Source organism: Massilia niabensis (assembly GCF_042655085.1).
Taxonomy (GTDB): domain Bacteria; phylum Pseudomonadota; class Gammaproteobacteria; order Burkholderiales; family Burkholderiaceae_D; genus Telluria; species Telluria niabensis.
Map to the genome: position 1 here is coordinate 109,962 of NZ_JBHSMU010000005.1, position 25,977 is coordinate 135,938.

Annotated in this window: 17 protein-coding genes and 1 pseudogene; 8 read left to right on the forward strand and 10 right to left on the reverse strand. The window is 64.3% G+C overall.

Annotated features, from left to right (window positions below; genetic code table 11):
• Positions 1-21: 21 nt before the first annotated feature.
• Positions 22-3,573, reverse strand: coding sequence for a TonB-dependent receptor (locus tag ACFPN5_RS05910; protein WP_379781095.1), 3,552 nt, complete (start codon positions 3,571-3,573; stop codon positions 22-24).
• Between ACFPN5_RS05910 and ACFPN5_RS05915 the strand changes: the two genes are divergently transcribed.
• On the forward strand, positions 3,554-3,931 hold the full coding sequence (locus ACFPN5_RS05915) for a hypothetical protein (protein WP_379781097.1): 378 nt from the start codon (positions 3,554-3,556) through the stop codon (positions 3,929-3,931). The two genes, ACFPN5_RS05910 and ACFPN5_RS05915, sit on opposite strands and share 20 nt — an antisense overlap.
• A gap of 310 nt (positions 3,932-4,241) precedes the next feature.
• Here ACFPN5_RS05915 and ACFPN5_RS05920 read toward each other — a convergent pair whose 3' ends face one another.
• Positions 4,242-5,210, reverse strand: coding sequence for a FecR family protein (locus tag ACFPN5_RS05920; RefSeq protein WP_379781099.1), 969 nt, complete (start codon positions 5,208-5,210; stop codon positions 4,242-4,244).
• A complete protein-coding gene (locus ACFPN5_RS05925; protein ID WP_379781101.1) occupies positions 5,197-5,799 on the reverse strand; it encodes an RNA polymerase sigma factor in 603 nt (200 codons plus the stop codon). Before ACFPN5_RS05925 ends, ACFPN5_RS05920 begins: the two co-directional genes overlap by 14 nt.
• A gap of 191 nt (positions 5,800-5,990) precedes the next feature.
• Between ACFPN5_RS05925 and ACFPN5_RS05930 the strand changes: the two genes are divergently transcribed.
• Positions 5,991-9,365 (forward strand): DUF4450 domain-containing protein, encoded by a 3,375-nt coding sequence (locus tag ACFPN5_RS05930; protein WP_379781103.1) that lies wholly within the window; start codon positions 5,991-5,993, stop codon positions 9,363-9,365.
• 36 nt (positions 9,366-9,401) lie between these two features.
• On the opposite strand, the gene zwf is transcribed toward ACFPN5_RS05930, so the two are convergent.
• Complete coding sequence (zwf, locus tag ACFPN5_RS05935) at positions 9,402-10,868, reverse strand: glucose-6-phosphate dehydrogenase (protein ID WP_379781105.1); 1,467 nt, start codon at positions 10,866-10,868, stop codon at positions 9,402-9,404.
• Between the two features lie 231 nt (positions 10,869-11,099).
• Between zwf and ACFPN5_RS05940 the strand changes: the two genes are divergently transcribed.
• Both ACFPN5_RS05940 and ACFPN5_RS05945 read left to right on the forward strand, forming a co-directional pair.
• Positions 11,100-12,428: a VWA domain-containing protein gene (locus tag ACFPN5_RS05940; protein ID WP_379781107.1), complete on the forward strand. Its 1,329-nt coding sequence runs from the start codon at positions 11,100-11,102 to the stop codon at positions 12,426-12,428.
• A gap of 109 nt (positions 12,429-12,537) precedes the next feature.
• Positions 12,538-13,983, forward strand: a complete 1,446-nt coding sequence (locus tag ACFPN5_RS05945) for an NAD-dependent succinate-semialdehyde dehydrogenase (RefSeq protein WP_379781109.1) — start codon at positions 12,538-12,540, stop codon at positions 13,981-13,983.
• Between the two features lie 70 nt (positions 13,984-14,053).
• Here ACFPN5_RS05945 and ACFPN5_RS05950 read toward each other — a convergent pair.
• From ACFPN5_RS05950 to ACFPN5_RS05965, 4 genes are all read right to left on the reverse strand, one after another.
• Positions 14,054-15,414, reverse strand: a protein-coding gene (locus tag ACFPN5_RS05950) for an IS3 family transposase (RefSeq protein ID WP_379781111.1) whose coding sequence is annotated in 2 segments (ribosomal slippage) — positions 14,054-14,935 and positions 14,938-15,414 — 1,359 coding nt in all. Because the reading frame shifts where the segments join, the coding sequence is not laid out codon by codon here.
• A 64-nt stretch (positions 15,415-15,478) separates the two neighbouring features.
• Positions 15,479-16,987, reverse strand: coding sequence for a CitMHS family transporter (locus tag ACFPN5_RS05955; protein ID WP_379781113.1), 1,509 nt, complete (start codon positions 16,985-16,987; stop codon positions 15,479-15,481).
• A 184-nt stretch (positions 16,988-17,171) separates the two neighbouring features.
• Positions 17,172-18,635, reverse strand: a complete 1,464-nt coding sequence (locus ACFPN5_RS05960) for a sensor histidine kinase (protein WP_379781115.1) — start codon at positions 18,633-18,635, stop codon at positions 17,172-17,174.
• Positions 18,632-19,321: a response regulator gene (locus ACFPN5_RS05965; RefSeq protein ID WP_379781117.1), complete on the reverse strand. Its 690-nt coding sequence runs from the start codon at positions 19,319-19,321 to the stop codon at positions 18,632-18,634. The genes ACFPN5_RS05960 and ACFPN5_RS05965 overlap by 4 nt, the downstream gene beginning before the upstream one ends.
• A 158-nt stretch (positions 19,322-19,479) precedes the next feature.
• On the opposite strand from ACFPN5_RS05965, the gene ACFPN5_RS05970 reads away from it, so the two are divergent.
• Both ACFPN5_RS05970 and ACFPN5_RS05975 read left to right on the forward strand, forming a co-directional pair.
• The gene (locus ACFPN5_RS05970; RefSeq protein ID WP_379781119.1) at positions 19,480-20,541 is read left to right on the forward strand and encodes a porin; all 1,062 of its coding nucleotides are present in this window, start codon (positions 19,480-19,482) and stop codon (positions 20,539-20,541) included.
• Between the two features lie 47 nt (positions 20,542-20,588).
• On the forward strand, positions 20,589-21,572 hold the full coding sequence (locus ACFPN5_RS05975; protein WP_379781120.1) for a tripartite tricarboxylate transporter substrate binding protein: 984 nt from the start codon (positions 20,589-20,591) through the stop codon (positions 21,570-21,572).
• Here ACFPN5_RS05975 and ACFPN5_RS05980 read toward each other — a convergent pair.
• Together ACFPN5_RS05980 and ACFPN5_RS05985 are read right to left on the reverse strand one after the other, a co-directional pair.
• The gene (locus tag ACFPN5_RS05980) at positions 21,550-22,119 is read right to left on the reverse strand and encodes a PEP-CTERM sorting domain-containing protein (protein ID WP_379781122.1); all 570 of its coding nucleotides are present in this window, start codon (positions 22,117-22,119) and stop codon (positions 21,550-21,552) included. The genes ACFPN5_RS05975 and ACFPN5_RS05980 overlap by 23 nt on opposite strands.
• Before the next feature lie 19 nt (positions 22,120-22,138).
• A complete protein-coding gene (locus ACFPN5_RS05985) occupies positions 22,139-24,481 on the reverse strand; it encodes a family 43 glycosylhydrolase (protein WP_379781124.1) in 2,343 nt (780 codons plus the stop codon).
• A 533-nt stretch (positions 24,482-25,014) separates the two neighbouring features.
• Between ACFPN5_RS05985 and ACFPN5_RS05990 the strand changes: the two genes are divergently transcribed.
• On the forward strand, positions 25,015-25,212 hold the full coding sequence (locus ACFPN5_RS05990) for a hypothetical protein (protein WP_379781126.1): 198 nt from the start codon (positions 25,015-25,017) through the stop codon (positions 25,210-25,212).
• Positions 25,213-25,300: 88 nt separating this feature from the next.
• Positions 25,301-25,977: pseudogene (locus tag ACFPN5_RS05995) on the forward strand (transposase); the annotation flags it as partial.

The following is a 25,977-nucleotide window of genomic DNA, read 5'->3' on the forward strand; positions in this document are numbered from 1 at the left end:
GGTGCACTCGCCGCTTTGCGATTACATGGTGCGGAAATTTACTCCGACCATCATGCGACGTCCCGAGTAACCCATGTTCAGCAGCACAGGCGTGCCATCGGCGAATGGCGTGTACGGCCCCTGGCTGAGGGTGGTCGTCGCATTGCCCAGGTTACGGCCCTCGATAAATACCTCGACGTTCGGATTGAGCTTGTACGAGATCTTGCCGTCAATGTAGCGGGTCGCATCCTTGTAGACTGGCGAGCCTGGGTTGTAGGGAACGCCGATACGCCCGCCGCCGACGTTGGGGTAGTTGTTCATGCTCGACGTCTGGCCACAGTTCGCGATGCAATCGAAGCTCATCGCCACCGCCTGCAAGGCAATGCGTGCCGACAGCTTGCCGTCGTCGTACCACAAGGCCGCGTTGTAGGTGTACTTCGACTCGTTTTGCGGCGGCAACGGCGTACCGGTCAGCAGGTCGACGATGTTCTTCGACGTGGTGGCCGAATGCATCTTGCTGTAGTTGGCGTCGAAGCCGGTGTAGCGCAACAGCCATGGCAGGAAGGTGAAGGCGGTCCTGGTGCCGTACTCGACACCCTTGCGGCCCGTAACGGCGCCATTGATCCAGGTCGAGTAGTCGAACAGCAGGTTTGCGAGCGACGCTCCGGTGGCAGGGTCGGTCAGGTTGGTCCCGGCGAACAGGGCGGAGCGGGGCACGGCCTGCGTGGTCGCGGCGCCGATCTTGCCCTGTTGGCGGAAGCCGGCGATCGAAATACTGGTGTCCTTGTTTGGATACCACTCGACCGACAGGTTCTGGTTAAAGTTGCGCTGCGCCTTGAGGGCCGGATTGCCGACCACGCTGGTGCAGCGGGTGGCGTCTTCGTCGTTCTCGTCCTCCAGGCGTTCGTCATAAATACAGGCGCCGGAGGCCAGGAGGCGCGATACCGGTGGCCGCGCAACGGTCTTGGCGCCGCTGTAGCGCAGCACCAGCTTGTCCGGCACCAGCCAGGTCGCCAGGTTCAGGCTCGGCAGCAGGTCAGACGTGGTCGCGGTGGTTTCGGTGTACTGCTGCACCCTGGTCGTGACGATGCCTGCCGGATCGTCACGGGTGATCGGATTGTAGGCGTCGGTCTTGTGGATCGAGGTAAATTGCATGCGGCCGGAACCGTGGATCTTGGTGCGCACGTAGCGCACGCCCATATTGCCTTCCAGTTCCAGGCCGAACGGCAGCGGGGTCGTGGTGAAGGGGATATGATCGAGGCCGAAGTTACCCATCAGGTAGAACGACTCGGTGCGCTCTTTCAGAAGCTGGGATGGCTGGTCGTACACCTTGCCGTCATTGGCCATGCAACGCTTGACGCAGTCGAAATTCGCGTTCGGAATATTCAGCATCGTGAAGATCTTCTCGAGGTCGATCTGAGTCCAGTTATCGATCAGGCCGTCGGGGCGGTCGCTGGCGCCGTTGAAGAAGCGCGTTGGCGTCGCTTGCATGGTCATGGTTTGCCTGAGCATGTCGGCGAACTGTTCCATCGTCATCACGGCCGAGCCGTCGAAGGATTGGCGGATATCCGGTTTCGGGATCCAGCCGAACTGGCAGGCATTGCCGCCAGGCGCGAGCGAGCCGGGCGTGTCGGCGCAGCCGAACAGCGTGCTGCGCAGCGTGGGCGAGGGAAGGACGAGCGGCGCTACATAGCCAGGTCGTCCGTAGGTGCCGATCGGGTCGCGCAGGACGTAGCCGCTGCCGTTCAGCGACCAGTTGCTGGAGGTCGTGTCGCGCAGGTTGAGGCCGCCCTTGAAGTTCTTGAAGAACGGAACCACGTCGGTTTTCCAGATCAGGTCCACCTTGGCGGTGCGCTCACCCGACTCGCGAATCTGCGGCGCCCAGGTCACATTCGGCGAGGAGGTGACGGCGTTTTGCTGCGCAGCGGTGTATGCCGGAATGGTCGCCGTCAGGTACTGGTTCGGGGTCTGGGCAGCGCTGGCGCCGCGCGGATACAGCGTGGCAAAGCGCTCGAGGCTGGAATTGTCGGTCGGGTCATAGCCCGGGAAGGTGTAGCCCCACAGGCCGTTCGGCAACAGACTCAGTGTCCCGGAACCGTAATAGTCGTTGAAGGACAGGTTCTTGACACCGCGCTTGAAGTCCGACCGGGCATCCCCGACGAAGAACTCGGCGCTCAGGCCGCCACGCTTGAAGCTACCGCCTAACTGCAGGTAGCGCGCGCTGGTCTCGCCAATACCATGCATCTGGTCGGTCCTGGCCACGCCGTTGGTGGCGGTGTTATTGAAGGTGTACTTCGTCACGTGGTGCTTGGCATCGACGACCACCGAGCCCGGCTCAACGTTGACCACGCCGTTCGGGATCGAGAAATTCCCCATCGAGAAAGCCAGCTGGTTGAGGTCATTGTGGCGCTTGTTGTAACTGCCCTTTGCATACACGGTCAGTTCGTTGTTGACCTTGAAGTCGGCGCGCAAGTCCAGGTTCTTGCGGCGGTCGATTTCGCGCTTGATCGCGTAACGCGGGCCCGACGGGGTGTAGTCATTCCACTGGTTCAGGCAGGTGTTGCGCTCGGCGCTGCGTGCGTTCTGGGCACCGGTGCGGGCGCCGTTGGTGAGCAGATTGAGCTGGGCGGTGGTGAGGGCCGGAAAGGTCGTGTCGCAGGCTGCCTTGCTCTGGGCCTGCGCCGAGCGGGTGATCAGGTCGAGCGGCGTGGCCGAATTGAAAAAGCCGCCGCCGGTCATTGCCGATTGGGTCAGGGGCAAGTGGACCGATGGGTCGTCCGTATTGACCGTGCCTGGCTGGAAGGTGAACGTCTTCTCAGGCGAGTTGTCGAAGTCGTAAATGCGGTAATAGCCCTGCTTGGCGCCCGACACGTGGGCCACATGGCCTTCGTTGTGCAGCGTGGTGGACGAGGCGTTGACCAGGACGCCGAGCCGGCCATTCATGAACTTATTCGAGAGAATGAGGTTGGCGTCCGGTTCCCACTTCTTGTTCAGATTGCCCTGGGTGGCAGCCACGCGCAGCGAGGCGAATGGCTTCTTGAAGTCCAGGCCGGTGCGGGTCTTGATGATAATGCCGCCGCCGAGCGCGCCTTCGGTCATGTCGGCGGTCGAACCCTTGACCACGTCGACGCTCTTGATCAGGTCGGCCGACAATTGGCGGAACTCGACCGCGCGGCCTTCGCCGGGTTGTTCCCCAAAGTCGCTGCCGCCGGGAGACTGCACGGCCTGGCCATCGAGCTCGACACGGGTCAAGTCGGGGCCGTTGCCGCGCACGGCGACGCTGACGCCTTCGCCGAAGTCACCGCGGTCGAGCGAAATGCCGGCAATGCGCGAGATCGCTTCGCCGACATTACGGTCCGGGAGCGAGCCGACGTCTTCGGCGACGATCGAATCGATGGCGGTGGCGGCGTTCTTCTTGCGGTCGATGCTCGACTGCTGCGATGCGCGGGTGGCGACCACCTTCACTTGCTGTATCGCCTCAGGTTCCGTGGTGGTTGATGGTACCGATGCCGGTGCCGGCGCAGTGGCCTGCACCGGCGCCTGCACCTGGGCCTGCGCCGACGGCGCGCCCATCATGAGGACGGCGGCCGACACGGCGACGCAGGTCGCCTTTCGCTGGCTGGGGAGATTATTTTTCGTCATTGTCTCTTCCGATATTTTCGAGTCGTTGGTGTCGTTTCCGGATGAGCCCGGCGTACGCCTTAAAATCACCACGGTGCCGCTGGTGTTAACCCTACCGACCAGATTAGTGCAGCCCAGCAATCGCTCGACCGCCTCGGAAATGGCAAATGCGCCTGTCAATGCATTGGTGCTCACGCCCCGCAGAATGTCCGCCGACGTCAATATGTTGATGCCGGCCTGGCGCGCGAATTCCGGAATGGAATCGGTCGCCACACCCGCAGGGATATTGAATGGCCGCGGCAATTCCTGGGCTGTCGACGTGCCCGCATGAGCTGCCACGCTCACGGCCAGGGTAATTCCCGCCGCGTAAGCGCATTGGTGCATGGTAATCATGCACATCTCCTCTAATCTGATTTTCGGAACTATGCTGCCCCGTTAATACCAAAGACTTCTAACGAAGGACTCTTCCTCAAGCCCAGCGGATGAAACACCTGAATACTCAAGAATATGATTGTCTTGACGTCCTCCTGAGGAAAATGCGCGTCATGCGGAATGAATAAAAAAAATCCGGACGCGCCACGACAGGCGCGTCCGGATTGATCGAAAGGATGGTGGTCAAGATGCTGTTCGGCGACGGGACATCAGCTGCCGTCCGGGGCCTTGCCCTGGCCGATGAAAATCGTATCGGCGGTGATGACGATCGGGACATCGAGCACCGTGCTGACATCCCGGGCAAACAACTCGGGCGCATCGAGCTTGTACTGGCCAAACAGGCGCTTGTCCCTGAGCGTCGCGTCGACGATCACGATTTCGCGCGGACTGTAGCGGTTGAAGTCGGCCACCGCGTCATGCAGGGTCTGATTTTTAAGGATCAATTTACCTTCTCTCCATGCCAGTTTGCGGTCCACTTCCATAGGCTGGCGGCTGACGGCAATCGCGCTCGCCGCCTGCGCCAGGAAGGCGCGCTCTCCCGCGATCAGCTGGCGCCGCTGGGCTGTGCGGCCGCGGCTCCAGACCTCGACCGTTCCTTCGGTGACCAGTACTTCCGCGCCGCTGGCGAAGCGGCGCACGGAAAAGGCGGTACCGACGGCGCGGATGCGCGCGTCGCCTGCTTCGACGATGAAGGGCTTGGACTTGTCCTTGGCCACTTCGAACCAGGCTTCGCCCTCCCTCAGGTTGATCTTGCGCTGGTCCTTCGTGAATTCGACTTCGATCCGGCTGCCGCTGTTGATGGTGGCGACCGACTTGTCCTGCAGCGGGACCTTGCGGAATTCGCCTTTCGCCGTGCTCAGGACCTGGTCGTCGCGCAGGGCGGAAAAATGCACCGTTCCAACGGCGGCGACGAAACAGGCCGCGATTGCGCCATACACCCACATGCTGCGGCGCGATCGTGCCGGTTGCTCCGCCGCCCGGGGCAGCTCGGGTGCCGGCGCTTGCGGGACCGTCGCCAGGTTGATCGCGTTATAAATCGCCATGGCGCGCGCATAGGCGCCCTGGTGTCGCGAATCGGCCGCATACCAGGCGTCGAATACGCTGCTTTCAAGGTCGCCCAGGCCGCGCGCATGCTTGCGCGCTACCCATTCGAAGGCTTCGTTATCAATCGTTGACATTGTTTCTCTTGGCTGGACGTTTTTTTGCGATCGGTTTTTTGTCTCCGGTTGCCGCGGTGTCCGCGGTCTCCTTATCCATGCCGTTCATGGCGATCATTTCCGACATCAGCCGCATGCCCTTCATCATTTCGTGTTCCACGACGCCGTCTGTCAGGCCCAGCGTTTCCGCCGTTTCCTGCTGCGACAGGCCATGGATCCTGCGCGCCCGGAATACACTTTTGCAGCGGTCCGGCAGCTTGGCGACCAGGCCGATCACCCATGCCAGCTCGGAGCGGGCGAAGACGACACGCTCGGGGGAGGGCGCGGTGTCTGCAATGTCCAGGTCTTCCAGGTTGGCCATCGCCTCGATCTTGACGACCGCGTCGCGCTTGATGCGGTCGAGGACGATGTTTTTCGCCGTACGGAAGACGAAGGGCTTCGGATCGCGCACCCCGTCCAGGCTGGCCAGGGCCAGGATGCGGTAACAGGTTTCCTGCACCACGTCGTCGATTTCGGCCGGACCGGTACAGACGCGGCGCAGCATCCTGCGCAGTTCCGCTTCGTGCGGCAGGAAGTTTATTGTCAGCCAGTCAACGACTCGAGTGTCCATCACCGCCTTCTTTCGTGTATCCCTCAGGTACTAAGACGAGCACGATAGCTATTTCCTCAGCAATTCTCGCGTTTATTTTCAACTCACTCAAGCAAATGAGTATTTCCCGGCGCGCTGGGAGTCAGACTGGTCTTTTCTCTATATTACCCTCCGGAACCACCACCGGAGGATGAGGACATGAGGATGAGGACATGAGCCAGCGGCGCACGCCACACTTGGTCGCTGCTGTATTGTTGGCGCTCGGAACGCTCCCTGGACAGGCGGTCGCCGCCGGGGCCGAACCCTACAGGCCGGGCGTCGACGTCGCGCGCCCGAATCTCGCCGGGCAGGTGGCAAGGCCGCTGCGCTATCGCCCGGACGGCGAAGACTTCGTGATCGAGAACGGCAACGAATTTTTCAACCGGCCGCTGTATGGCGGTAATACGGGCTTTCGCGTCGATGGCGGCGACCGCCCGGAATTTTCGCTCTACCTGCCCGGCCGTGGCGGCAATGTGCGCCTCGGCGTCAGGACGCCGGCGGGCACCCTCTGGCTGCACCAGGCGCGGCGCATCGTCACGCGCTACCGCCCGGGCGAGCTGCACTACGAGGTCGCCGATCCGCTCCTCGGCGCCGGCCGCATCCACGTCGCCGCCGTGGCCTATGCCGCGGCCGAGGGCCTCGGGCTCCAGGTGCGCGGCGAAGCACTGCCCGGGGCGGCCGAGCTGGTGTTCGCGGTCGCTCCCGGTAACGGTGCGCGCGGCCGGCGCGGCGGCGACATCGGGACCGAGTCCGTGCCGATCAGCCGGTACTTCCAATTCGCCCCCGGGCATGCGCGCGGCAGCAGCGTCGCACCGCATGCTTATGGTTTCACCATTGCCAACGAGCGGGCCGAGATCACGGTGACTGCCACGCGCAGCCCGGAAGTGCGCCGCGCCGACGCCGCGCGCTGGGACGACCTGCCGGGATTGCTGGGTGCCGACGGCGGCAACGGCGCCCACGTTGCGGTGGGCACGCTGGCGCTGGACGGGCAAGCAATCGACTTGGCGGTCCAGGTCACGCGCAGCAAGAAGGCCGAGGAACTGGCCGTCTACCGCGAGGCGGGCAGCAGGTCTGACGCCGGACGCGCGCCTGCCGAGGCACCGGCGCCGGCCTTCCAGCCAGGCGAACTTGCCGCGCGCTTTGCCGACGCCCTGGGCCACTTCGCGCAGCTGCGCGGCCGGGTGCGCATCGACACGCCCGACCCTTACCTGAACGCCGCCATGGGCGCGCTGAATGTCGCCGCGGATGCGGTCTGGGACGAGGAGCAGGGCGCCATCATGCACGGCGCAATCGCCTGGCGCACCAAGCTGCTGGGCTGGCGTGGGCCGTATGCGCTCGATGCACTGGGCTGGCACGAGCGCGCGCGGCGCAACCTGGACGAGTGGACGGCGCGCCAGGACACCTCGCCGGTGCCGCCGCGGCTGCCGTCCGCCGACACCCAGACCAACCTGGCGCGCAATGAAGCCGGCCTGCACAGCAATGGCGACATGAGCCGCTCGCATTACGACATGAACATCGGCTTCATCGACGTGATGCTGCGCCACCTGCTGTGGACCGGCGACGTCGAGTACGCGCGCGCCGTGTGGCCGGTGCTCGAGCGCCACCTGGCCTGGGAGCGGCGCCTGTTCCGGCGCGAATTCGGACAGGGCAAGCTGCCGCTGTACGAAGGCTATGCGGCGATCTGGGCCAGCGACGACCTGTACTACAACGGCGGCGGCGCCACCCACACCTCCGCCTACAACGCCTGGCACAACCGCATGGCGGCGCGCATCGCGACCCTGCTCGAGAAGGACCCCGAGCCTTACCAGGTGGAGGCCGAGCGCATCGAACGTGCCATGCGCACCTGGCTGTGGATGCCGGAGCGGGGCGCCTTCGCCGAATACCGCGACCTGCTAGGGAAGCAGCTGCTGCACCCCAGCTACGGCCTGTGGAGCTTCTATCACACGCTCGACTCGAAGGTGCCGACCCGCCTCGAGGGCGCGCGCATGGCGCTCGACCTGGAACGCCACCTGCGGCCGATCCCGATCGTGGGGCCGGGCGTGCCCGCTGACCGGCCCTACCGCGTGCTGCCGAGTACCAACTGGATGCCGTACTCCTGGTCCATCAACAATGTCGTGATGGGCGAGGTGCTGCACACGGCGCTGGCATCCTGGCAGGCCGGCCGCAGCGGCAGCGCCTTCGAGCTGGCCAAAGGGGCGCTGCTGGCCAGCCTCTACATGGGCATCTCGCCCGGGAACATCGGCAGCATGAACTATCTCGACGTCTACCGCCGCGAAGCCCAGCGCGACTTTGCCGACGGCTCCGGGGTGATGGCGCGCACCCTGGTGGAGGGCCTGTTCGGCGTGCGCCCGGACGCCCTCGCCGGGACGCTGCTGGTGCGCCCCGGTTTCCCGCGCGAGTGGGGCCACGCCAGCCTGCGCCATCCGGGCGTGGCCGTCGCCTTCCGGCGCGAGGGACGGCGCGAACACTGGACGGTCGAGCAGCCCGCCGCCAGGTTCGGGCGTCTCGTGCTCGAGCTGCCGGCGGCGAGCGACCGGGTGGCGTCGGTGCTGACCGACGGCAAGCCGGTGCGCTGGAGCGTCAGCGCCGACGAAGTTTTTGCGCCTCGCCTGCGCGTTGACCTGCCCCTGGGGCGCAAGAGCGAGCTGGTGATCGAGTGGAGCGGCAGGCCGATCGGCGAGCAGCCACCTGCCGTCGCCAGGAACGGCAAACGTGAGGATTTCCGGCGTGTGCACCAGGGCGCTTTTACATGGTGGCAGGTGGCGAACGAACCACAGGCAGCGCAGCACGCGGCCTGCACGCCTGAGGCGGCGGCATGGAGCAAAGGCGCATCCGTGCGCTCGCGCCATGTCGACCTGGGGCTGTGGTTCAACGACCGCGTCACCGAGCTGTTCAAGCCCGGCAAGTACCTGTCGCCGCGTTCGCCCTACGTGTCGCTGTCGCTGCCGTCGCAGGGCATCGGCGCCTGGGCCGGCCACGTGAATGCCATGGCCGTGATCGACGATGCGGGATTGCGCGCGCAGGGCGGCACGCTGCGCCTGCCTAACGGCCTGAGCTTCGCCACGCCGGCGGCGCCCGGCGCGGCGAACGTGCTGTTCACTTCGCAATGGGACAATTATCCGAAACAGGCCACCGTGCCCCTGAGCGGGACGGCTGGACGCATCTTCCTGCTGATGGCCGGCTCCGCCAACGCCATGCAGAGCCGGATCGACAACGGCGAGGTGGTCGTCACCTATGCCGACGGCACGCGCGCGCGCCTGGCCCTGCGCAATCCCGAAAGCTGGTGGCCGATCGAACAGGATTACTTCATCGACGACTACCAGTTCCCGTATTGCGGGCAGTTGCCGGCGCGGGTCGACCTGAAGACGGCCAGGGTGCGGCTGCTGGAACCGTCGGCGCTCCCGCAGGCCTTGCAGGCGAAGATCGACGGCGGCTCCGCCACGGTGCTCGCGCTGCCGCTCGACCGTAGCAAGCCTTTGAGAAGCGTGGCCTTGCGCACCCTGGCGAACGACGTGGTGATCGGACTGATGGGGGTGACGCTGGACTGATGGACTGATGGACTGCTGTGATGCGTCGCCGACTCCTTACTCGATCCAGCTGAACCCATCGCGCGCCAGCAGCGCGAACGCCTCCGCCGGTCCCCACGATCCGGCCGCATACGAATGCGGCTTCTCGTCCAGCGTCCCCCAGCCGTTGATGATCGGATCGGCCCACTCCCACGCCGCTTCCAGCTCGTCGCGGCGCATGAAGTGGGTCAGGCGCCCGCGCACCACGTCGATCAGCAGCCGCTCATAGGCTTCGGCGCGGCGCTGCTGGAAGGCCGACTGCAGGTCCAGGTTCAGCTCGACCTGCTGCATCTTCATGCCGGTGCCGGGCTGCTTGGCCATGACCTGCAGCTTGATCGCTTCCTCGGGCTGCAATTCGATGACCAGGCGATTCGCGACACCGCCCGGGGTCTCCGGGAATAGCGGGAAGGGCGGGTTCGCAAACTCGACGACGATTTTCGAGGAGCGGCGCGCCATGCGCTTGCCGGTACGCAGGTAGAACGGCACCTTCGACCAGCGCCAGGTATCGACGTGGGCGCGCAGGGCGACGAAGGTTTCGGTCTTCGAATCGGGCGGGACGTTGCTCTCTTCGAGGTAGCCCGGCACTTCCTGGTTGCCGCTCACGCCGTGACCATACTGTCCGCGCACCGTGTCGCGCGCGATATCGGCCAGCCGGAAGCGGCGCAGCGAACGGATCACCTTCAGCTTTTCGTCGCGCACGGCGTCCGGGGTGAGCGAGGTCGGCGGCTCCATGGCGACGATGCACAGCAGCTGCAGCAGGTGGTTCTGCACCATGTCGCGCATGGCACCGGTACTGTCGTAGAAGCCCGCGCGGCTGCCCACGCCCACTTCTTCGGCGACCGTGATCTGTACGCTGGAGATGTTCGGCGCCCGCCACAGGGGTTCGAGGATCGAGTTCCCGAAGCGCAGCACCATCAGGTTCTGCACCGTTTCCTTGCCCAGGTAGTGGTCGATCCGGTAGATCTGCGATTCGGCGAAATGCCGGCCGACCGCCTCGTTGATGTCGATGGCGGAGGGCAGGTCGCGCCCCAGCGGCTTTTCGAGGACGACACGGGCGTTGCGGTCGACCAGCCCCGCTTCGGAGAGCTTGTCGCAGATGGTGATGAACAGGGAAGGGGCCGTCGACAGGTAGAACACACGCTGCGCGCCCCCGCGCGAGGCCTCGGCCAGGGTGTTGAAGTCGGCGGCCTGCTGCACGTCGAGCCGCACATACACCAGCAGGTTCAGGAAGCCGTTCCAGGTCTGCTCGTTGAAGTTGCTTTCGGCGATAAAGGAACGCGAATGCTCCTGCACGTGGGCGAGGTAGGCGCTGCGGTCGAACTCCTGGCGCCCAGTGGACAGGATGCGGGTGGAAGGCGGCAGGTTGCCGTGCAGGTAAGCCATGTAGAGCGCAGGAAGGAGTTTGCGCATCGCAAGGTCGCCCATGCCGCCGAAGATGATCATGTCGAGGGGGAGACCGGTATCGAGCTCTGTGGAGGACGTCATGTGGATCCTTATGCCAAAAAAGATAAGGATAGCAGTTTGTGCGCCGCACCAGACTAGCAGGTGGGATGTCCCGCATTCAGGTCCTGCTTTGCCGCTGCGTTCCCGATGCCATCCGGATTCACTCGTGCACACGTCGCGCTCCTTGCAACATTGCAAATCAGTCATGGCATAATCGTGTTCGGAAGACCGTGCGCTTGATCGGTCGAGGCGTCTCGAGAAAACGGAGAGTGCGTGAAGCAACTGTTAAGAGGGGAACGGCTGCCGCTTGCGGCGCATGCATCGAACGGCGTCCTGCAGGCCGGCTTGTCCGCACGCGGGCTCACGCTCGACTTCGCGTGTTTTGCGCTCGATGCCAGTGGCAGGCTGCTCGATGAGCGTTATATGATCTTCTTTAACCAGCCCACCAGCCCCTGTGGGGGTGTACGGGGTGGAACGGTCGGCGCAGACAAGGATGGCTTCTCGTTCGACCTTGACCGGCTGCCGGGAGCTGTCGAACGGGTCGTGATCACGGCCAGCATCGATGGCGGTGGCGTCATGTCTCAATTGCAGGCGGGATACCTGCGCCTGCTCAGCAGGGATGCCGAGTTCGCGCGTTTCGATTTCGTAGGTCAGGATTTCGCAGCCGAGCAGGCCGTGATGCTGGGAGAGCTGTACCGCAAGGACGGAGGGTGGCGTTTCATGGCCGTTGGCCAGGGCTTCAACGGCGGGCTTGCCGCACTGGTCGAGCATTTCGGGGCCGATGTGGCGCAAGCTCCGCAGGCAGCGGCCCCGGCGCCGGCTGCCGCGCCGGCGGCGGTCAGCCCGGAAAAGCGCGTCGAGCAGACGGCGCCGCAGCTGGTTTCCCTCGTCAAGTCGGCGGGCGTTTCCCTGGCCAAGGTCGGACTCGAGAAGCATCGTGCCAAGGTGTGCCTCGTGCTCGACATTTCCGCATCGATGAGCACCCTGTACCGGAAAGGCCTGGTGCAACGCTTCGCCGAACGCATCCTGGCGCTCGGCTGCCGCTTCGACAACGACGGCGAAATCGACGTTTTCCTTTTTGGCAGGAACGTCCACCGCGGCGAGCCGATGGGACTGAACAACTGGTCATGGTATATTGCCCAAATGATAGATCGGCACCCCCTTGAAGGAGATACTCGCTACGGCGCCGCAATGGAAGCGGTTCGCCGCCATTATTTTCCTGACGCCCATGGCGCTGAGCGCAGGACACCGTGCCAATCGGCGGTGCCGGTATATGTCATGTTCGTTACCGATGGCAGCACGTCCGACAAGCCGTTGACCGAGCGGCAGCTACGCTGGTCCAGCCGTGATCCGATCTTCTGGCAATTCATGGGGATCGGCAAAGGCAGGAAATCGAAGAGCAAAAAGCTGGCCAATTTCGCGGAATCGGACTTCCCCTTCCTCGAGAAGCTCGACGAACTTGATGGCCGCCTGATCGATAACGCCGACTTCTTCTCGGTTGCCAGTCCGGACGAACATTCAGAGGCTGAACTGTATGATTTACTGATGACGGAGTACCCGGCCTGGCTGAAACAGGCGACGCAACATGGACTGCTTGGCTGAACCGACACTGGCGACCTAGCCGGCAACGCCCGGCTCCGGCACACGCCTGCAAGGTACGTGTTAAGCGGTTATCATCGTCCATCTCATTCAACTCAGGAACCGACGCTCAATGACGACTTCCAGCTATCCCGACACCCGCCTCCTGATCGCCAACGAATGGCAAGACGCTACCGGCGGCAAGACGATCCCCGTGATCAACCCGGCCACCGGCCAGCCGATCGGCAGCGTCGCCCACGCCAGCATCGCCGACCTGGATCGCGCGCTTGCCGCCGCCCAGAAGGGTTTCGAAGCATGGCGCGCCGTGCCTGCGGCCGAACGCGCCGCCATCATGCGCCGCGCGGCCAACCTGCTGCGCGAGCGTGCGGGCGACATCGCGCGCCTGCTGACCCAGGAGCAGGGTAAACCCCTGGTCGAAGCCAAGGGCGAAGCGATGGCGGGCGCGGAGATCATCGACTGGTTCGCGGCCGAGGGCATGCGCGTGTATGGCCGCATCGTCCCGTCGCGCAATCCGGCCGCGCAGCAACTGGTGCTCAAGGAGCCGGTCGGACCGGTCGCCGCTTTCACGCCGTGGAACTTCCCGATCAACCAGATCGTCCGCAAACTCGCTGCGGCGCTGACCACCGGCTGCTCCTTCCTGTGCAAGGCGCCTGAAGAAACCCCGGCCTCGCCGGCGGCGCTGCTGCAGTGCTTCGTGGATGCCGGCCTGCCGCCGGGCGTGGTTGGCCTGGTGTTCGGCGACCCGGCCGAGATTTCCGGCTACCTGATCCCGCACCCGATTATCCGCAAGGTCACCTTCACCGGTTCGACCCCGGTGGGCAAGCAGCTGGCCGCCCTGGCCGGCGCCCACATGAAGCGTGCGACGATGGAACTGGGCGGCCATGCGCCGGTCATCATCGCCGAGGACGCGGACGTGGCGCTGGCCGTCAAGGCCGCGGGCGCCGCCAAGTTCCGCAATGCCGGCCAGGTGTGCATTTCGCCGACCCGCTTCCTGGTGCATAACGCCGTCAAGGCCGAGTTCACGCGCGCGCTGGTGCAGCATGCCGAAGGGCTGAAGCTGGGCGACGGCCTGGCTGAAGGAACGACCCTCGGGCCTCTGGCCAACGCGCGCCGCATCACCGCCATGTCGAAGATCGTCGAGGATGCACAGGCCCGGGGCGCGGTGGTTGCCACTGGCGGCAGCCGCGTCGGCGAGACCGGCAACTTCTTCGCGCCGACCATCCTGGCCGACGTGCCGCTCGACGCCAGCATCTTCAACGACGAGCCATTCGGCCCGGTGGCCGGCATCCGCGGCTTCGACAGCCTGGAAGAGGCGATCGCCGAGGCCAACCGCCTGCCGTACGGCCTGGCCGGCTACGCGTTCACGCGCTCGATCAAGAACGCCCAGCTCCTGATGAACCGCATGGAAGTGGGCATGTTGTGGATCAACCAGCCGGCCACGCCGAGCGCCGAGCTGCCCTTCGGCGGCATCAAGGATTCGGGCTACGGCTCCGAAGGCGGCCCGGAGGCGCTGGAGTCCTACCTGAACACCAAGGCGGTGTCGATGGTCGGCGTATAAACAAGCGACGCTGTCACTGAAAAAAGCCCCTGTGTTGAACTGACCCCATAAAGTTGGACAGTTGAGTTAGCTAGGCAGCCAAGGCCTGGGTCCTGTATTGAACGGGACTCAGGCCTTTTAGTTTGAGCTTGATACGGTCGTGATTGTAATAGCGGATATAGTCGGTCAGGCTGTCCCGTAGTGCATCGACGCTGTCGAATTTGTTCAGGTGGAAGAGTTCGGACTTCAACACGGCGAAGAAGCTTTCCATGGCCGCGTTGTCAAGGCAGTTTCCCTTGCGGGACATGCTTTGTACGAGCTGGCGCTCCTGAAGTTGACGTTGATAGGCCGGCATGCGGTACTGCCATCCTTGATCCGAATGCAGCATGGGCCGTTCGTGCGGAGCGAGCTTGGCCAAGGCCTTCGTGAGCATCGAGCCCACCAGGTCGAACACAGGTCGTTTGCTAGTCTCGAAAGCGACGATCTCGCCGTTATACAAGTCCAGCACTGGCGACAGGGACAGCTTCTCGCCCGCAACATGGAATTCCGTCACGTCCGTTACCCACTTCTGATTGGCAGCTTCGGCCACGAACTGACGCTGCAGCTTGTTGGGCGCAGCTTGGCCAACCGCTCCTTTAAAGGAACGGTATTTTTTCGGCCGCACCAAGGACTTCAGCCTCAGCACCCCCATCAGGCGTTGCACCAGCTTGTGGTTGACGTGGTAGCCCGACTGCCGGACGGCGGCCGTGATACTCCGGTAGCCGTAAGGCCCCTTGTGACGCTCGTAGACGGCTTTGATCGTCTCTTTCAGCTGTCCGTACTTGTCGTCCTGACGCAGCAAGCTTTGCTGGTAATAGAACGTGCTGCGTGGCAGTTGGGCTACCTTCAGCAACCCGGCGATCGGATATTGCTGCCTTAGTTCTTGCACTACTTGCGCTTTTTCCGCGGCGTTTGCTGCTGCCGGGCCTGAACTAAGGCTTCCAACTTTTTTAAGTAGGCATTCTCCATGCGCAGGTAGTCCAGCTCGGCCAGCAATTCCTCCCGGGAGCGGTTATCGTTATCAGGAGGCGTATCTGGTTTTGCTGTTGGGACTGCCATTGCTTTGGGTCTCCCTCGGGGGCGTGGTGTTAGCGCGGCCAACCCGCCACTTCGGTAGCTGCGCTCCCATGTGCTGAGAACGCCGGGGCTCCGAATGTCGAACTGGACAGCCACTTGGCCATATGACAGTTCATTGTCCCACATGTGCCGAAGCACCGAGAGCTTGAAATCAGCGCTGTAGCGTGCGAACTTCTTCTTGAACGCGTCCTTGCCATACGCATTGAACCACTTCACCCAGCGCCGCAACATACCGCGCTCAAGCCCCTGCTGCTTTGCCAGGGCCGTGTAGCCTCCCTGATTGTCCAGGTACTGATGGACTACCGCGAGCTTGAACTGCTCATCGTACTTCGTCATGAAAAAACCCCAAAAGTTGGTGTCCAACTTTTGGGGTTCAGTTCATGTTCACAGGGGCTTTTTTCTATGCGCGTCCCATCAGGGGAATCACACCGAAGATCACCGCGGCAACCAGCATGACGATTGCCGCCGTGATCGACCAGAGCAGCGTGTAGCGCTGGTGGTCGCCGAATTCCACTTCCGACAGGCCGACCAGCAGGTAGGTCGACGCCACCAGGGGACTGAGCAGGTGGACCGGCTGCCCGATGATCGAGGCCCGGCCGATTTCGGCGGCGGTGATACCGTAGACGGCGGCTGCCTTGGCCAGGATCGGGACGATGCCGAAGTAGAAGGCATCGTTCGAGATGAAGAAGGTGAACGGGATGCTCAGGATGCCCGTGACGATGGCCAGGTAGGGCCCCATCCATTCCGGCACGGCGGCGATGACGCTGATGGCGATCGCATCGACCATTTTCGTGCCCTGCAGGATGCCGACAAAGATGCCGGCGGCGAAGATCAGCGACACGACCGGCAGCACGTTGGCCGCATGCGAGGCGATGCGCTCCTTTTGTTCCTGCAGCCCGGGATAATTGATCATGATCGCGACCGCGAAGAAAATCATGAACAGCACCGGAAGCGGCAGCAGGCCCATGATCAGCGCAGTCATCAGGGCGGCCGTCAGGAGGAAGTTGACCCAGATGAGTTTTGGGCGCGCGATGCTCGGGTCGGTGCCGGCGATCTGCGGCTCGCCGCCGCCAGCCGTGGCGCTGGCGGTGCTCGACACCGCTGCGTGCGCACCGGCGCCGCTGCCTGGAATAGCGTAGACATTGCCCGCCGCGCTTGCGGCAGCGGCGGGGTGCGCAGCCCACTGGCCGGTGGTGCCGTTCAGTTCACCCGTTGCCAGCGTGGCGCCGGCAGGCTGCAGGACGCTCACGTTTGGTGCCTCGGCCTCGGCCTTGGCCTCACCAGCCAGGGTGATTACGCCAATCCGCTTGCGCTCCTTCATGCCGAGGATGTACGCGACGAACAGCACCCACACGGCAGTCACGGCCATCGGCAGGATCATCGGCAGGAAAATCTCGCTCACGTCCACGCCCAGGGCGCTGGCAGCGCGCGCGGTCGGGCCGCCCCAGGGGAGGATGTTGAAAACGCCGCCGGCGAGCATGATCACACATGCCAGGATCAGGCGGCTCATGCCGAGGCGCTTGTAGAGCGGCAGCATCGCCGACACCGTGATCATGTAGGTCGTGGCACCGTCGCCGTCGAGCGAGATGAACATGGCCAGCGCCGCCGTGCCGACCACGATTTTCATGGGGTCGCCCTGCACCAGTTTCAGGATCAGGCGCACCACCGGGTCGAACAGGCCGGCATCGATCATGATGCCGAAATAGAGAATCGCGAACATCAGCATGACGCCGGTCGGGGCCAGGCTCTTGATCCCGGCAAGCATCATCGGCCCGAGCTCGGCGCCGAAGCCTCCAATCAGTCCGAATGCGATCGGCACGACAATCAGGGCAACCAGCGCCGGCAGGCGCTTCGTCATGATCAGGAACATGAACACGACGACCATCGAATAGGCAAGGAGGGTCAGCATATCAGGCCCCCTGCAGGTGCGAGACCTGTTTCATGGCGAGCGGGCGGGGTTGTTCGAGGGACAGCGCTGCCGGGACGGCGCGCGCAGGGACTGGCTTCTTCATTGTGTCTCCGATTGTGGTCATCGCGTGGTGATTATTGTTATCGTGCTGTTTGAGTCAACTATAGGCGCGCGCGCCTTTCAGTTAGCTTTCAACGCAGGCACTGAACATCACACTGACCTTCAACCCACTTCCGCCCTCGGCCCGGTCCAGCGCCAGGGTGGCGCCGTGCATGGTGGCGATGTCGCGCACGATGGCCAGTCCCAGGCCGGTCCCGCCGGGATTGGCTTCCAGCGTCGCCTGTGCGCGGTAGAAGGGCATGAATACCTTTTCGTATTCCGCCGGCGCGACGCCCGGGCCGCTGTCGATTACTTCCAGCAGGACGCCGCCGGCCTGCCGCCCCACGCGCAGCAGCACGCTGCCGCCCGGCGGCGTGTAGCGGATCGCGTTATCGACCAGGTTCGACACCAGCTCGTGCAGCAGCAGTTCCTGGCCGATCACCGTCGTGTCTTCGCCATTTTCTCCACCTTCGGCTTCCAGGGCGAGGTCGATGCGCTTCGTGACCGCAGGCAGGGCCAGCTCGAGCCCGACCTGGCCTGCGACGGCCGCCAGCGAGACCGGGCCTTGCGCGGCGCTGCCGCTGCCATGCTCGATGCGCGCCAGCGTCAGCAGGCGGTTGGCCAGGTGGATCGCGGAATCGGTGGTGCCGGCAATCGAGGCCACGATCGCGCGCATCGCGGCGGCGTCGTTCTCGCGCAGGGCCAGCTCGGCCTGGGTCTTGAGGACCGCGAGCGGCGTGCGCAGCTGGTGCGAGGCGTCGGCAATGAAGCGGCGCTGGCTGGCGATCAGGTCCTGCATGCGCGCCATGGTCCCGTTCATCGCCGCCACCAGCGGCCGTACTTCCTTGTGCACCAGGGCCTGGTCGATGTTGGACAGGTCGGACAGCGGGCGTGTCTCGACCTCGTTCTTCAGCCGCATCAGCGGGCGCAGCACAAGGCGCACGGCGAACCACACGAGCGTTGCCACCGCCAGCACCAGCAGCGCCTGGCGCAGCAAGGTATTGACCAGGATGCGGCGCGACAGCGCATGGCGCGCATCGAGCGTTTCGCCCACCTGGATCAGGGCGATGCCGCGCATCGAATCGTCGTAGACCGGCTGCAGCAGGGCAGCGATGCGCACCGGCTCGCCGTTGTAGTCGGCGTGGTAGAAGCGCACCAGGGCCGGGTACAAATCCGTGCGCGGCACGTTCTTCGGCACCGCCGGCAGGTCGCCGTAGCCGGACACCGTTTCGCCTTCGAGCCCCGTGACCTTGTAATAGATGCGGCCGAGGGTGTCGGTCTCGAAGCTGTCCAGGGCGACGTAGGGCACGTTGGCCACCACTTTGCCGTCCTTGACCGACACCCGTTCCGCCAGCGCGCGCGTGGAGGACAGCAGCGAGCGGTCGTAGGCGACGTCGGCGGCCTCGAGCGCGTCACGGTACAGCGACACAGCATTGAGCGCGACCAGCGCCACCAGCGGCAGGATCAGCCAGCGCAGCAGCTGGCTGCGCAGGCTGCCGAGCGGCCTGGCGGCGGCCGGTGCCGGGGGCGGTGCCTGGGCAGCCTTCAAGCCGGGCGTTCCTGCATCAGGTAGCCGATCCCGCGCAGCGTGACGATGGCCGCTCCCCCTTCAGGCCGTCGTTCCAGCTTCTTGCGGATACGGTGGATGTACAGCTCGATGGCGTCGAGGTTGACATCGTCGTTCAGCGCGAACACTTCGTCGAACAGCTTTTCCTTCGACAGCGCGCGCCCCGGGCGCGCGATCAGGGCTTCGAGCACCGCGTGCTCGCGCGGCGTCAGGCCGAGCGGCTCGCCACAGTAGGAAAACATGCGCGAAACCGTGTCGAAGCTGAGCTGGCCGCAGCGGTGCACCAGCGACTCGTTGCCGCTGCGCCGGCGCAGCAGGGCTTTCACGCGCGCTTCCAGCTCGGCCAGCTCGAAGGGCTTGGCCAGGTAGTCGTCGGCGCCCAGGTTCAGGCCCTGCACCCGCTCCTCCAGGCCGCCGCGCGCGGTCAGGATCAGGACCGGCGTGCCGCCGCGCGCGCCGCCGCGCGCGCGCAGGCGGCGCAGCACGTCCAGTCCATCCATCTTCGGCAGGGTCAGGTCGAGGATCACCAGCGCGTAGTCCTGGGTATGCAGCAGCGCGTCGGCGTCGGCGCCGGTGGCCGCGCATTCGACGGTGAGGTTGGCGTCGCGCAGGGCTTTCGATACCCAGTGCGACAGCTCGACGTGGTCTTCGACTAACAGGATTCTCATCGCGCCAGTGTAAGCGCAAAACCCCGGCCCCGGAAAGGCCGACTGGCGCAAGCGGCGTATTCGCGCATTGAAAGTGAGTTGAAAGCGAATTGAAAGCCTGGGGTGCCTATAGTCGGCCCAAACAAAGCAATCACAACGATCACTACGCCGGAGACATCATGAAGAAGTCGATTTTCGCGCTCGCCGCCCTGGCAGCGCTTTCCCTGAATAACTCCGCGGTCGCACAGGACAGCGTCCAGCTCTACGGCCGGGTCGACGCCGGCGTTGAGCTCGTGAACCATGCCGGCGAGGACGGCGGCAGCGTCGCGCGCGTCATTTCGGGCGGCAAGAACACGTCGCGCTGGGGCCTGCGCGGCAGCGAAGACCTGGGCGCCGGCCTGAAGGCCGTGTTCAACCTCGAAGGCGGCATCGAAATGGACAGCGGCGCGTCCGATGGCCCGCTGTTCAAGCGCCAGGCCTGGGTGGGACTGGAAGGCGGCTTTGGCCGCGTGATCATCGGCCGCTCATTCACGACGACGTATGACCTGGTGATCAAGTTCGACCCGATGGGCTTTGCCCCGAATTACTCCTGGGCCACCAGCGGCGGCGCCACGGGACCGTCCAGGTATGGCATGACGACCTCGTTCGACAACATGGTCAAGTACACCGGCACGACCGGCGGCTTCACCTACGGCGCCTCGATCGGCCTGGGCGAGCAGGGCGGCAACGCCGCGGACGGCCGCAAATATGCGCTCGGCGGCTCCTGGTTCGGCAAGGACCTGGGCCTGATGGCGGCCTGGGAACAGGTCAATGGCAGCGCGGTCCTGCCCACAGGCGGACGCGACCGGACCGCCGCCTTCCACCTGGGCGCCGACTACAAGTCCGGCCCATGGCGCTACGCCGCAGGCATGCGCGGCTACCGGCTCCAGCCCGGCGCCCCGGCCGCGGCCGATCTGCGTGGCGATACCTACTGGGGCGGCATCACCCGCGTCATCGGCCCCGTCACCCTGACCGGCGCCGCCTACCACATCAATACGAAGGGACGGCCGGCTGGCGCCGACGCCGATCCGACCATGTTCGTCGCGCGCGCCATGCTTGCGCTGTCGAAGCGCACCGACCTCTACCTGTCGGCGGCCCACGCCAGGGCGGACGAGGGCCAGCTGGTCGGCCTGTCGCGCGACGATCCGGGTTTTGGTACGACGCAGAGCGGCGTTACGGCCGGCATCCAGCACCGCTTTTAAGTAACGTTCCTGAGCGGCGCGGGCCCCGTGGCGCTATCATGGGCGCCATGAAACGACCGCTCATACTCCTGCTCACGCTCCTGCCGGCGATCCTGGCCCTCGCTTCGCCGGGGGCGGCGGCCCAGCTGCCCGACGGTGAGTGCCTGATCCCGTCCAAGCCGGGCGGCGCGATGGACGTGACCTGCAAGCTGGCCCAGAAGGGCATGCAGGGCGAGGCTGGCGCGCCACAGCTCAAGCTCAGCTACCTGCCGGGCGGTGTCGGTGCGGTGGCCTGGCATACCCTGGTGTCGCAACGCCGCAGCGAACCGAATACCCTGGTCGCCTTTTCCGGCGGCTCGGTGCTGAACCTCGCCCTGGGCAAGTTCGGCAAGGCGGACGTCGACGACGTGCGCTGGGTCGCAGCCTTCGGCGCCGACTACGGCATGATCGCCGTCCCTGCCGCGTCGCCCTACCGTACGCTGGGCGACCTGGTCAGGGCCTTGCGGCTCGATCCGCGGCGGGTCCTGATCGGCATGTCGGGCACTGTCGGCAGCCAGGACTGGATCAAGATGGCGCTGCTCGCGCGCCTGGCTGGCATCGATCCGCGCAAACTGCGCTTCGTGGCGCTGGAAGGGGGCGGCGAGCAGTTCATCGCGATGCAGGCGGGCCATGTGCAGGCGATATCGGGCGACACGTCCGAAGCCCTCCTGCATGCGGGTCCCGGCAAGGTGCGGGTGCTGGCGGTGCTGTCGGAAACCCGCCTGCCGGGCTTGCTGGCCTCGGTCCCGACCGCGCGCGAGCAGGGCTACGACGTGGTCTGGCCGGTGATTCGTGGGGTATGGATGGGACCGGGTGTACCCGAGGCCGACTACCGGCGCTGGGTTGCTGCCTTCGCCCACATGGAATCCTCACCCGGGTTCGTCCAGATGCGCGGGGAGGCCGGACTGTACCCGTTTACGCTCACCGGCGACGCCCTGACCCGATACGTCAAGGGGGCAGTCGCCGGCTACAACCGGCAGGCGAGGCAGTTCAAGCTGCTGCGCGAGCGCTAGCGGGCTTCCTCCTGCGCGCCGCCGCCAACCCCGCCAGCGCCGTTCCGAACAGGGCGAGCGACGCCGGCTCGGGGACGGTGAAGTTATCCATCGCCCACGGGGTGCCGCTGCTGTTGTAGATCACCAGCGTGTCGATCCCGGACCAGCCGAGCCCGATCCACTGGGGCGTCGTGGTGTCCAGCACATACGATACCTCGGTCGAATACACCAGTTGCCCGTCGCGCCAGCCGTCGAAGGCCAGTTCCTGGTCGAGCCAGGCGGACGTGAAATACGCGCCGGCGAAATTGAAGCTGGCGGCACTGGACACGGCTGCCGTGCCGCCGTCGCGGTTGTAGGCGACGTTTGCCGGCGACACCGTTCCCGCGGCATAGCCGCTGCCCGGGTAGGCGCCGGCGCTGATGGCGCCGAAGTTGTGCCACTGGAAGCCGCGGTAACCGTCCACGATCACGTCGGTTTCATTACCCGGCAGGTCGTCGAAGGTGATCACGGCGGCGGAGGCGCTAGCCGATGCGACCAGCAGCAACAGGGAAAGTAGAGTTTTTTTCATCGTCGTTGTCCTGAAAATATTATCGTGCCAGCTGGGCGACCTCGGCATCGCCAAGTGCCGTGCCATAAATGCGCAGGTCGTCCATTGAGCCCTTGTAGGGGGTGTCCCACCAGTTCACGCCCAGCGCGAACACGCCGCTCGTATTGGTGAACACGTTCGGGAAGTTGGTGCCGCTGAACTTCTTCACGCCGTCCACATACACACTCACCGCGCCGTTCCTGACAGTGAAGGCGAGGTGCGACCAGCGCCCGACGGGAATGTTCATGCCCAGCCCGGCGTCATACCAGGCGGTCCCCGACCACAGCATCGAGGCGCCGTTGACGAAGCCGTGGCCCATCGGTAGCAGGCTGATCCAGGAGTCGGTCGTGCGCGCACCGAAGAAGGTGGTGCTGAACGCCGTCAGCTGCGCCGGCTTGAGCCAGAGCGCGACCGTGTAGGTGTTCGACGAGACCAGGCCGTTCGGCAGGCGGATGCCGGAAGCGCCGTTGAAGACCGCCGCATTACCCTTGACGCCGGCTTCATAGCCGATGCTGCCCCCGGCGACATCGATCCTGCTGCCGACGACGCTGCCTGCCGCCAGCACGCCGTTCGTTTCACGCAGGTTGCCGTCGAAGGCGTAGTGCGCCAGCAGGCCGCCCGCCTTGCGCACGGTGACCGTGAAAGTCTTGACCACGACCGCGCTGCCCTTGGTGATGCGCGCGGTCAGCGTCAGGGTCACGTCGGCACCGGCCGGGGAAACGACGCCGCTGTTGCTGACGACGGCGGGGTTCGACGAGGTCCACGCAATCGTGGCGCCGCGCGCGCCCGAGGTCGGCAGGGTCAGGTTGGCGCTCACCGCCGTCGTATTGCCCAGGCTCAGTTCAGCCCCGACCGCAGTCACCACCTGCGCATCGGTGCGCGGCAGCAGGCGGCTGCCGAACACCGCGACGCCTTCGCGCGACAGGGCCGACAGGGTCATGACATAGTTTTTCGAGGTCTCGTCCCACTGCCTGAGGAACACGCCCTTGTAGGGCGAGGCCGAGCCCGACAGGCGCAGTTCTACCCCGTTGCCGCCGGCAAGCGTCCAGGTACCCGTGGCCGCCCCCGTCACCGCGCCGTTGCTGCCGAGCGTGATGTGCTGGGATTTCTTGATCGCGGCCGAGATGTCCTTGCCGTGGTTCACGAACAGGTAGTCGCCGATCACGAACTCGCGGTGCACGGCCTCCGCGTTTTCCTTGGCGTAGCGGTAGGGCGCGACGACTGGCCAGGCGTCGGCGTTCATGAGCATCTGGTGGACGCGAATCTCGTGCTGTTCGCCGCGCTCGGGGAAACGCGTGTGGAAGACGAGGAAGTGCTTGCCGGTCGCGGCATCGTAGTAGGCCGAATTATGGCCGGGCGACACGTAGCCGGTGCCGATTCCGGTGCCCGGCTCGCCGAGCTTTCGCTCGAACAGGAAGTTCCCCATCAGCTTGACGCCGTAGGGCGCGATCGAGGCGTCGTCGAACAGCGGCCGCGCGGGATTGGACCTGACGTTGGCCATGTCGTTGCCCTGTGCGTCCAGGTAGGGACCGTCCGGTTTCAGCGAACGGGCCACCCGCATGTTGTAGCCGCCGCTCGCGTCCAGGCCCCCGAACGAGGTGAACATGTAATAGTAGGACGTGGCCGGGCTGTACATCACGAAGGCGCCTTCGATGCGGGCGTGGTTGCCGCCCATCAGGCGCTTGCCGTAGCCTTGCCCCGGCAGGGGCATGCCGTTCGTCGGGTTCATCTGCATGATGAAGATGCCGCCCGAGTAGGACCCGTAGATCATCCACAAACGGCCGGCATTGTCGGAAAACACGTGGGGGTCGACGGCATTCGGGTGCTTCAGCGCGTCGTATATCGTGCCGTCGTGGCTGGCCTGTCCCCACATGCCCGAGCGCAGGATGATGCCCTTGTCGACATAAGGGCCTTCGATCCGGTCGGCGACCGCAATCCCCAGCGCCGAGCGCGGCGAATCGCCCTTGCAGGCGTTGTAGTACATGTAGAACCTGCCATCGGCCAGCTGCCTGACGTCGGCCGCCCACAGGGTGTTCGATTGCGCCCAGCTGAACGCTTCGGACAGTTCGGTGAACACGTTGCTTGACCCGTTGAGGAACAGGGGATTGGTCGCGCTGACGCTGTCCGTCAGGCCCTGCCAGTTCATCAGGTCGGTGGACTTGGCGGAAGCCAGGTGCGAGCCGAACACATAGAAGGTGTCGCCGGCCTTGATCACGGATGGATCGTGGACCGAGGCGTTCTTGAAGGTGATCGGGGTGAATCCCGCCTGGGCGGCGGCTTGCAGGGGAAGGAGGGACGAGGCGAGCAGCGCCCCTATCCCCCATAGCGAGGATATGTTCTTCATTACGTGTCTCCGTTATCGTTTTATCGTTTGTGGGTACGGCAGGAGACAGGTTGAAGAAATTTTTCCTTTCTTACAAATTACTTTAATGTAGCGGGCGATACCGGTATTGGTATCGGCGAAGAAATTTCTGTTAAGAACGCGGAACCAAACCGCATACTTGCCATGAAAGCAACAATCTCGTACACTGATCCATTGCGAGCGCCCGTTCTGGCTTGGGAAAGGACGACATTCCTCAGCCACAGGTCGGTGACGTCGCATGGGTCATTGAAATTTACGACAATCCTCTGGGATACGAGCTGGAATGCAGCGACAAGAGTGGCATCACCGAATGGATGCAGACCTTCTCGCCGGAAGAAATCAAGCTAGAGAAGGTTGTGAAGTTCTAGCGCAGTCTCAGCCCTGATGTCCGCAACGGGTCATGAGCTGCCGTACACTGAACAGCCGAGAACGGCCAACGGCGGTCATTCGTCACCTCACCGGTTCTTTTAGCAATGGACACTCTTCTAGCGTCGGTTTTTCAGCTTGCAGGACGCATGGTCACCTTCCTGGGAGGCACGCTGGCGTTGCTGTTGATTGGCATGTCTGCGCTGTATATCGCTGCATTCTTCTTGTTTGTTAAGCAGGTCGCGCTCAGATCCTCGATGCTTCTTTACGCGCTGTCGATTGCTACGGCAGTAGCGATCTCTGGCGTCATTGGCATCAGTGCCGTGGTCATGGGACAGTGGGGCTAGGAGAGTTCCTTGCAGGATGTCGGTCCGCTTTGGGTTGTGGATTCAACCGGTGAACGCAACACTCTAAGACTTATGGAGGAGTGTTCACATGAAGCGGAAATCTCGGATTATCTACACGGACAATCAGAAGGCACTAATGTGGGAGCGATGGCGCCAGGGCGATCCGCTCCAAAAGATTGCCCAATTGTTCGACCGAAACCACTCTTCAGTCATTCGGATTCTGGCCGAAACAGGTGGAATATGTCCAGCACAACGATGTCGCTCGCGCCTGGCGCTAACTCTTGCTGAGCGCGAAGAAATATCCCGCGCAGTCGTAGCAGGCTGTTCGATTCGCTCCATTGCCGTTTCCCTCGGCCGATCACCCTCAACAGTGTCTCGGGAGATGAAGCGAAATGGTGGTTTGGAAGGATATCGAGCAAACCAGGCCGACCAACGTGCCCGGGATCGAGCACGACGTCCCAAGCCGTGTAAGCTCGTGGTGAATCGAGCGCTGGCTGATATCGTCGCCAGCAAACGCCAGCTGCAATGCTCGCCCGAGCAAATCGCTGGCTGGCTCAAGCAGGCATACGCGAGTGACGAGGACTATCACGTGTCACACGAAACGATCTATCGTAGCCTCTACATTCAGGCCCGTGGTGCCCTGAAAAAGGAGTTGCTGGAGCACTTGCGGCGTAGCCGGAACATGCGCCGATCCCGCCATCACACGCGACCTGCTTTTCGGCAGCCACAACAGCCAGATCGCTACACTTGTCGAGCGTCAGACAC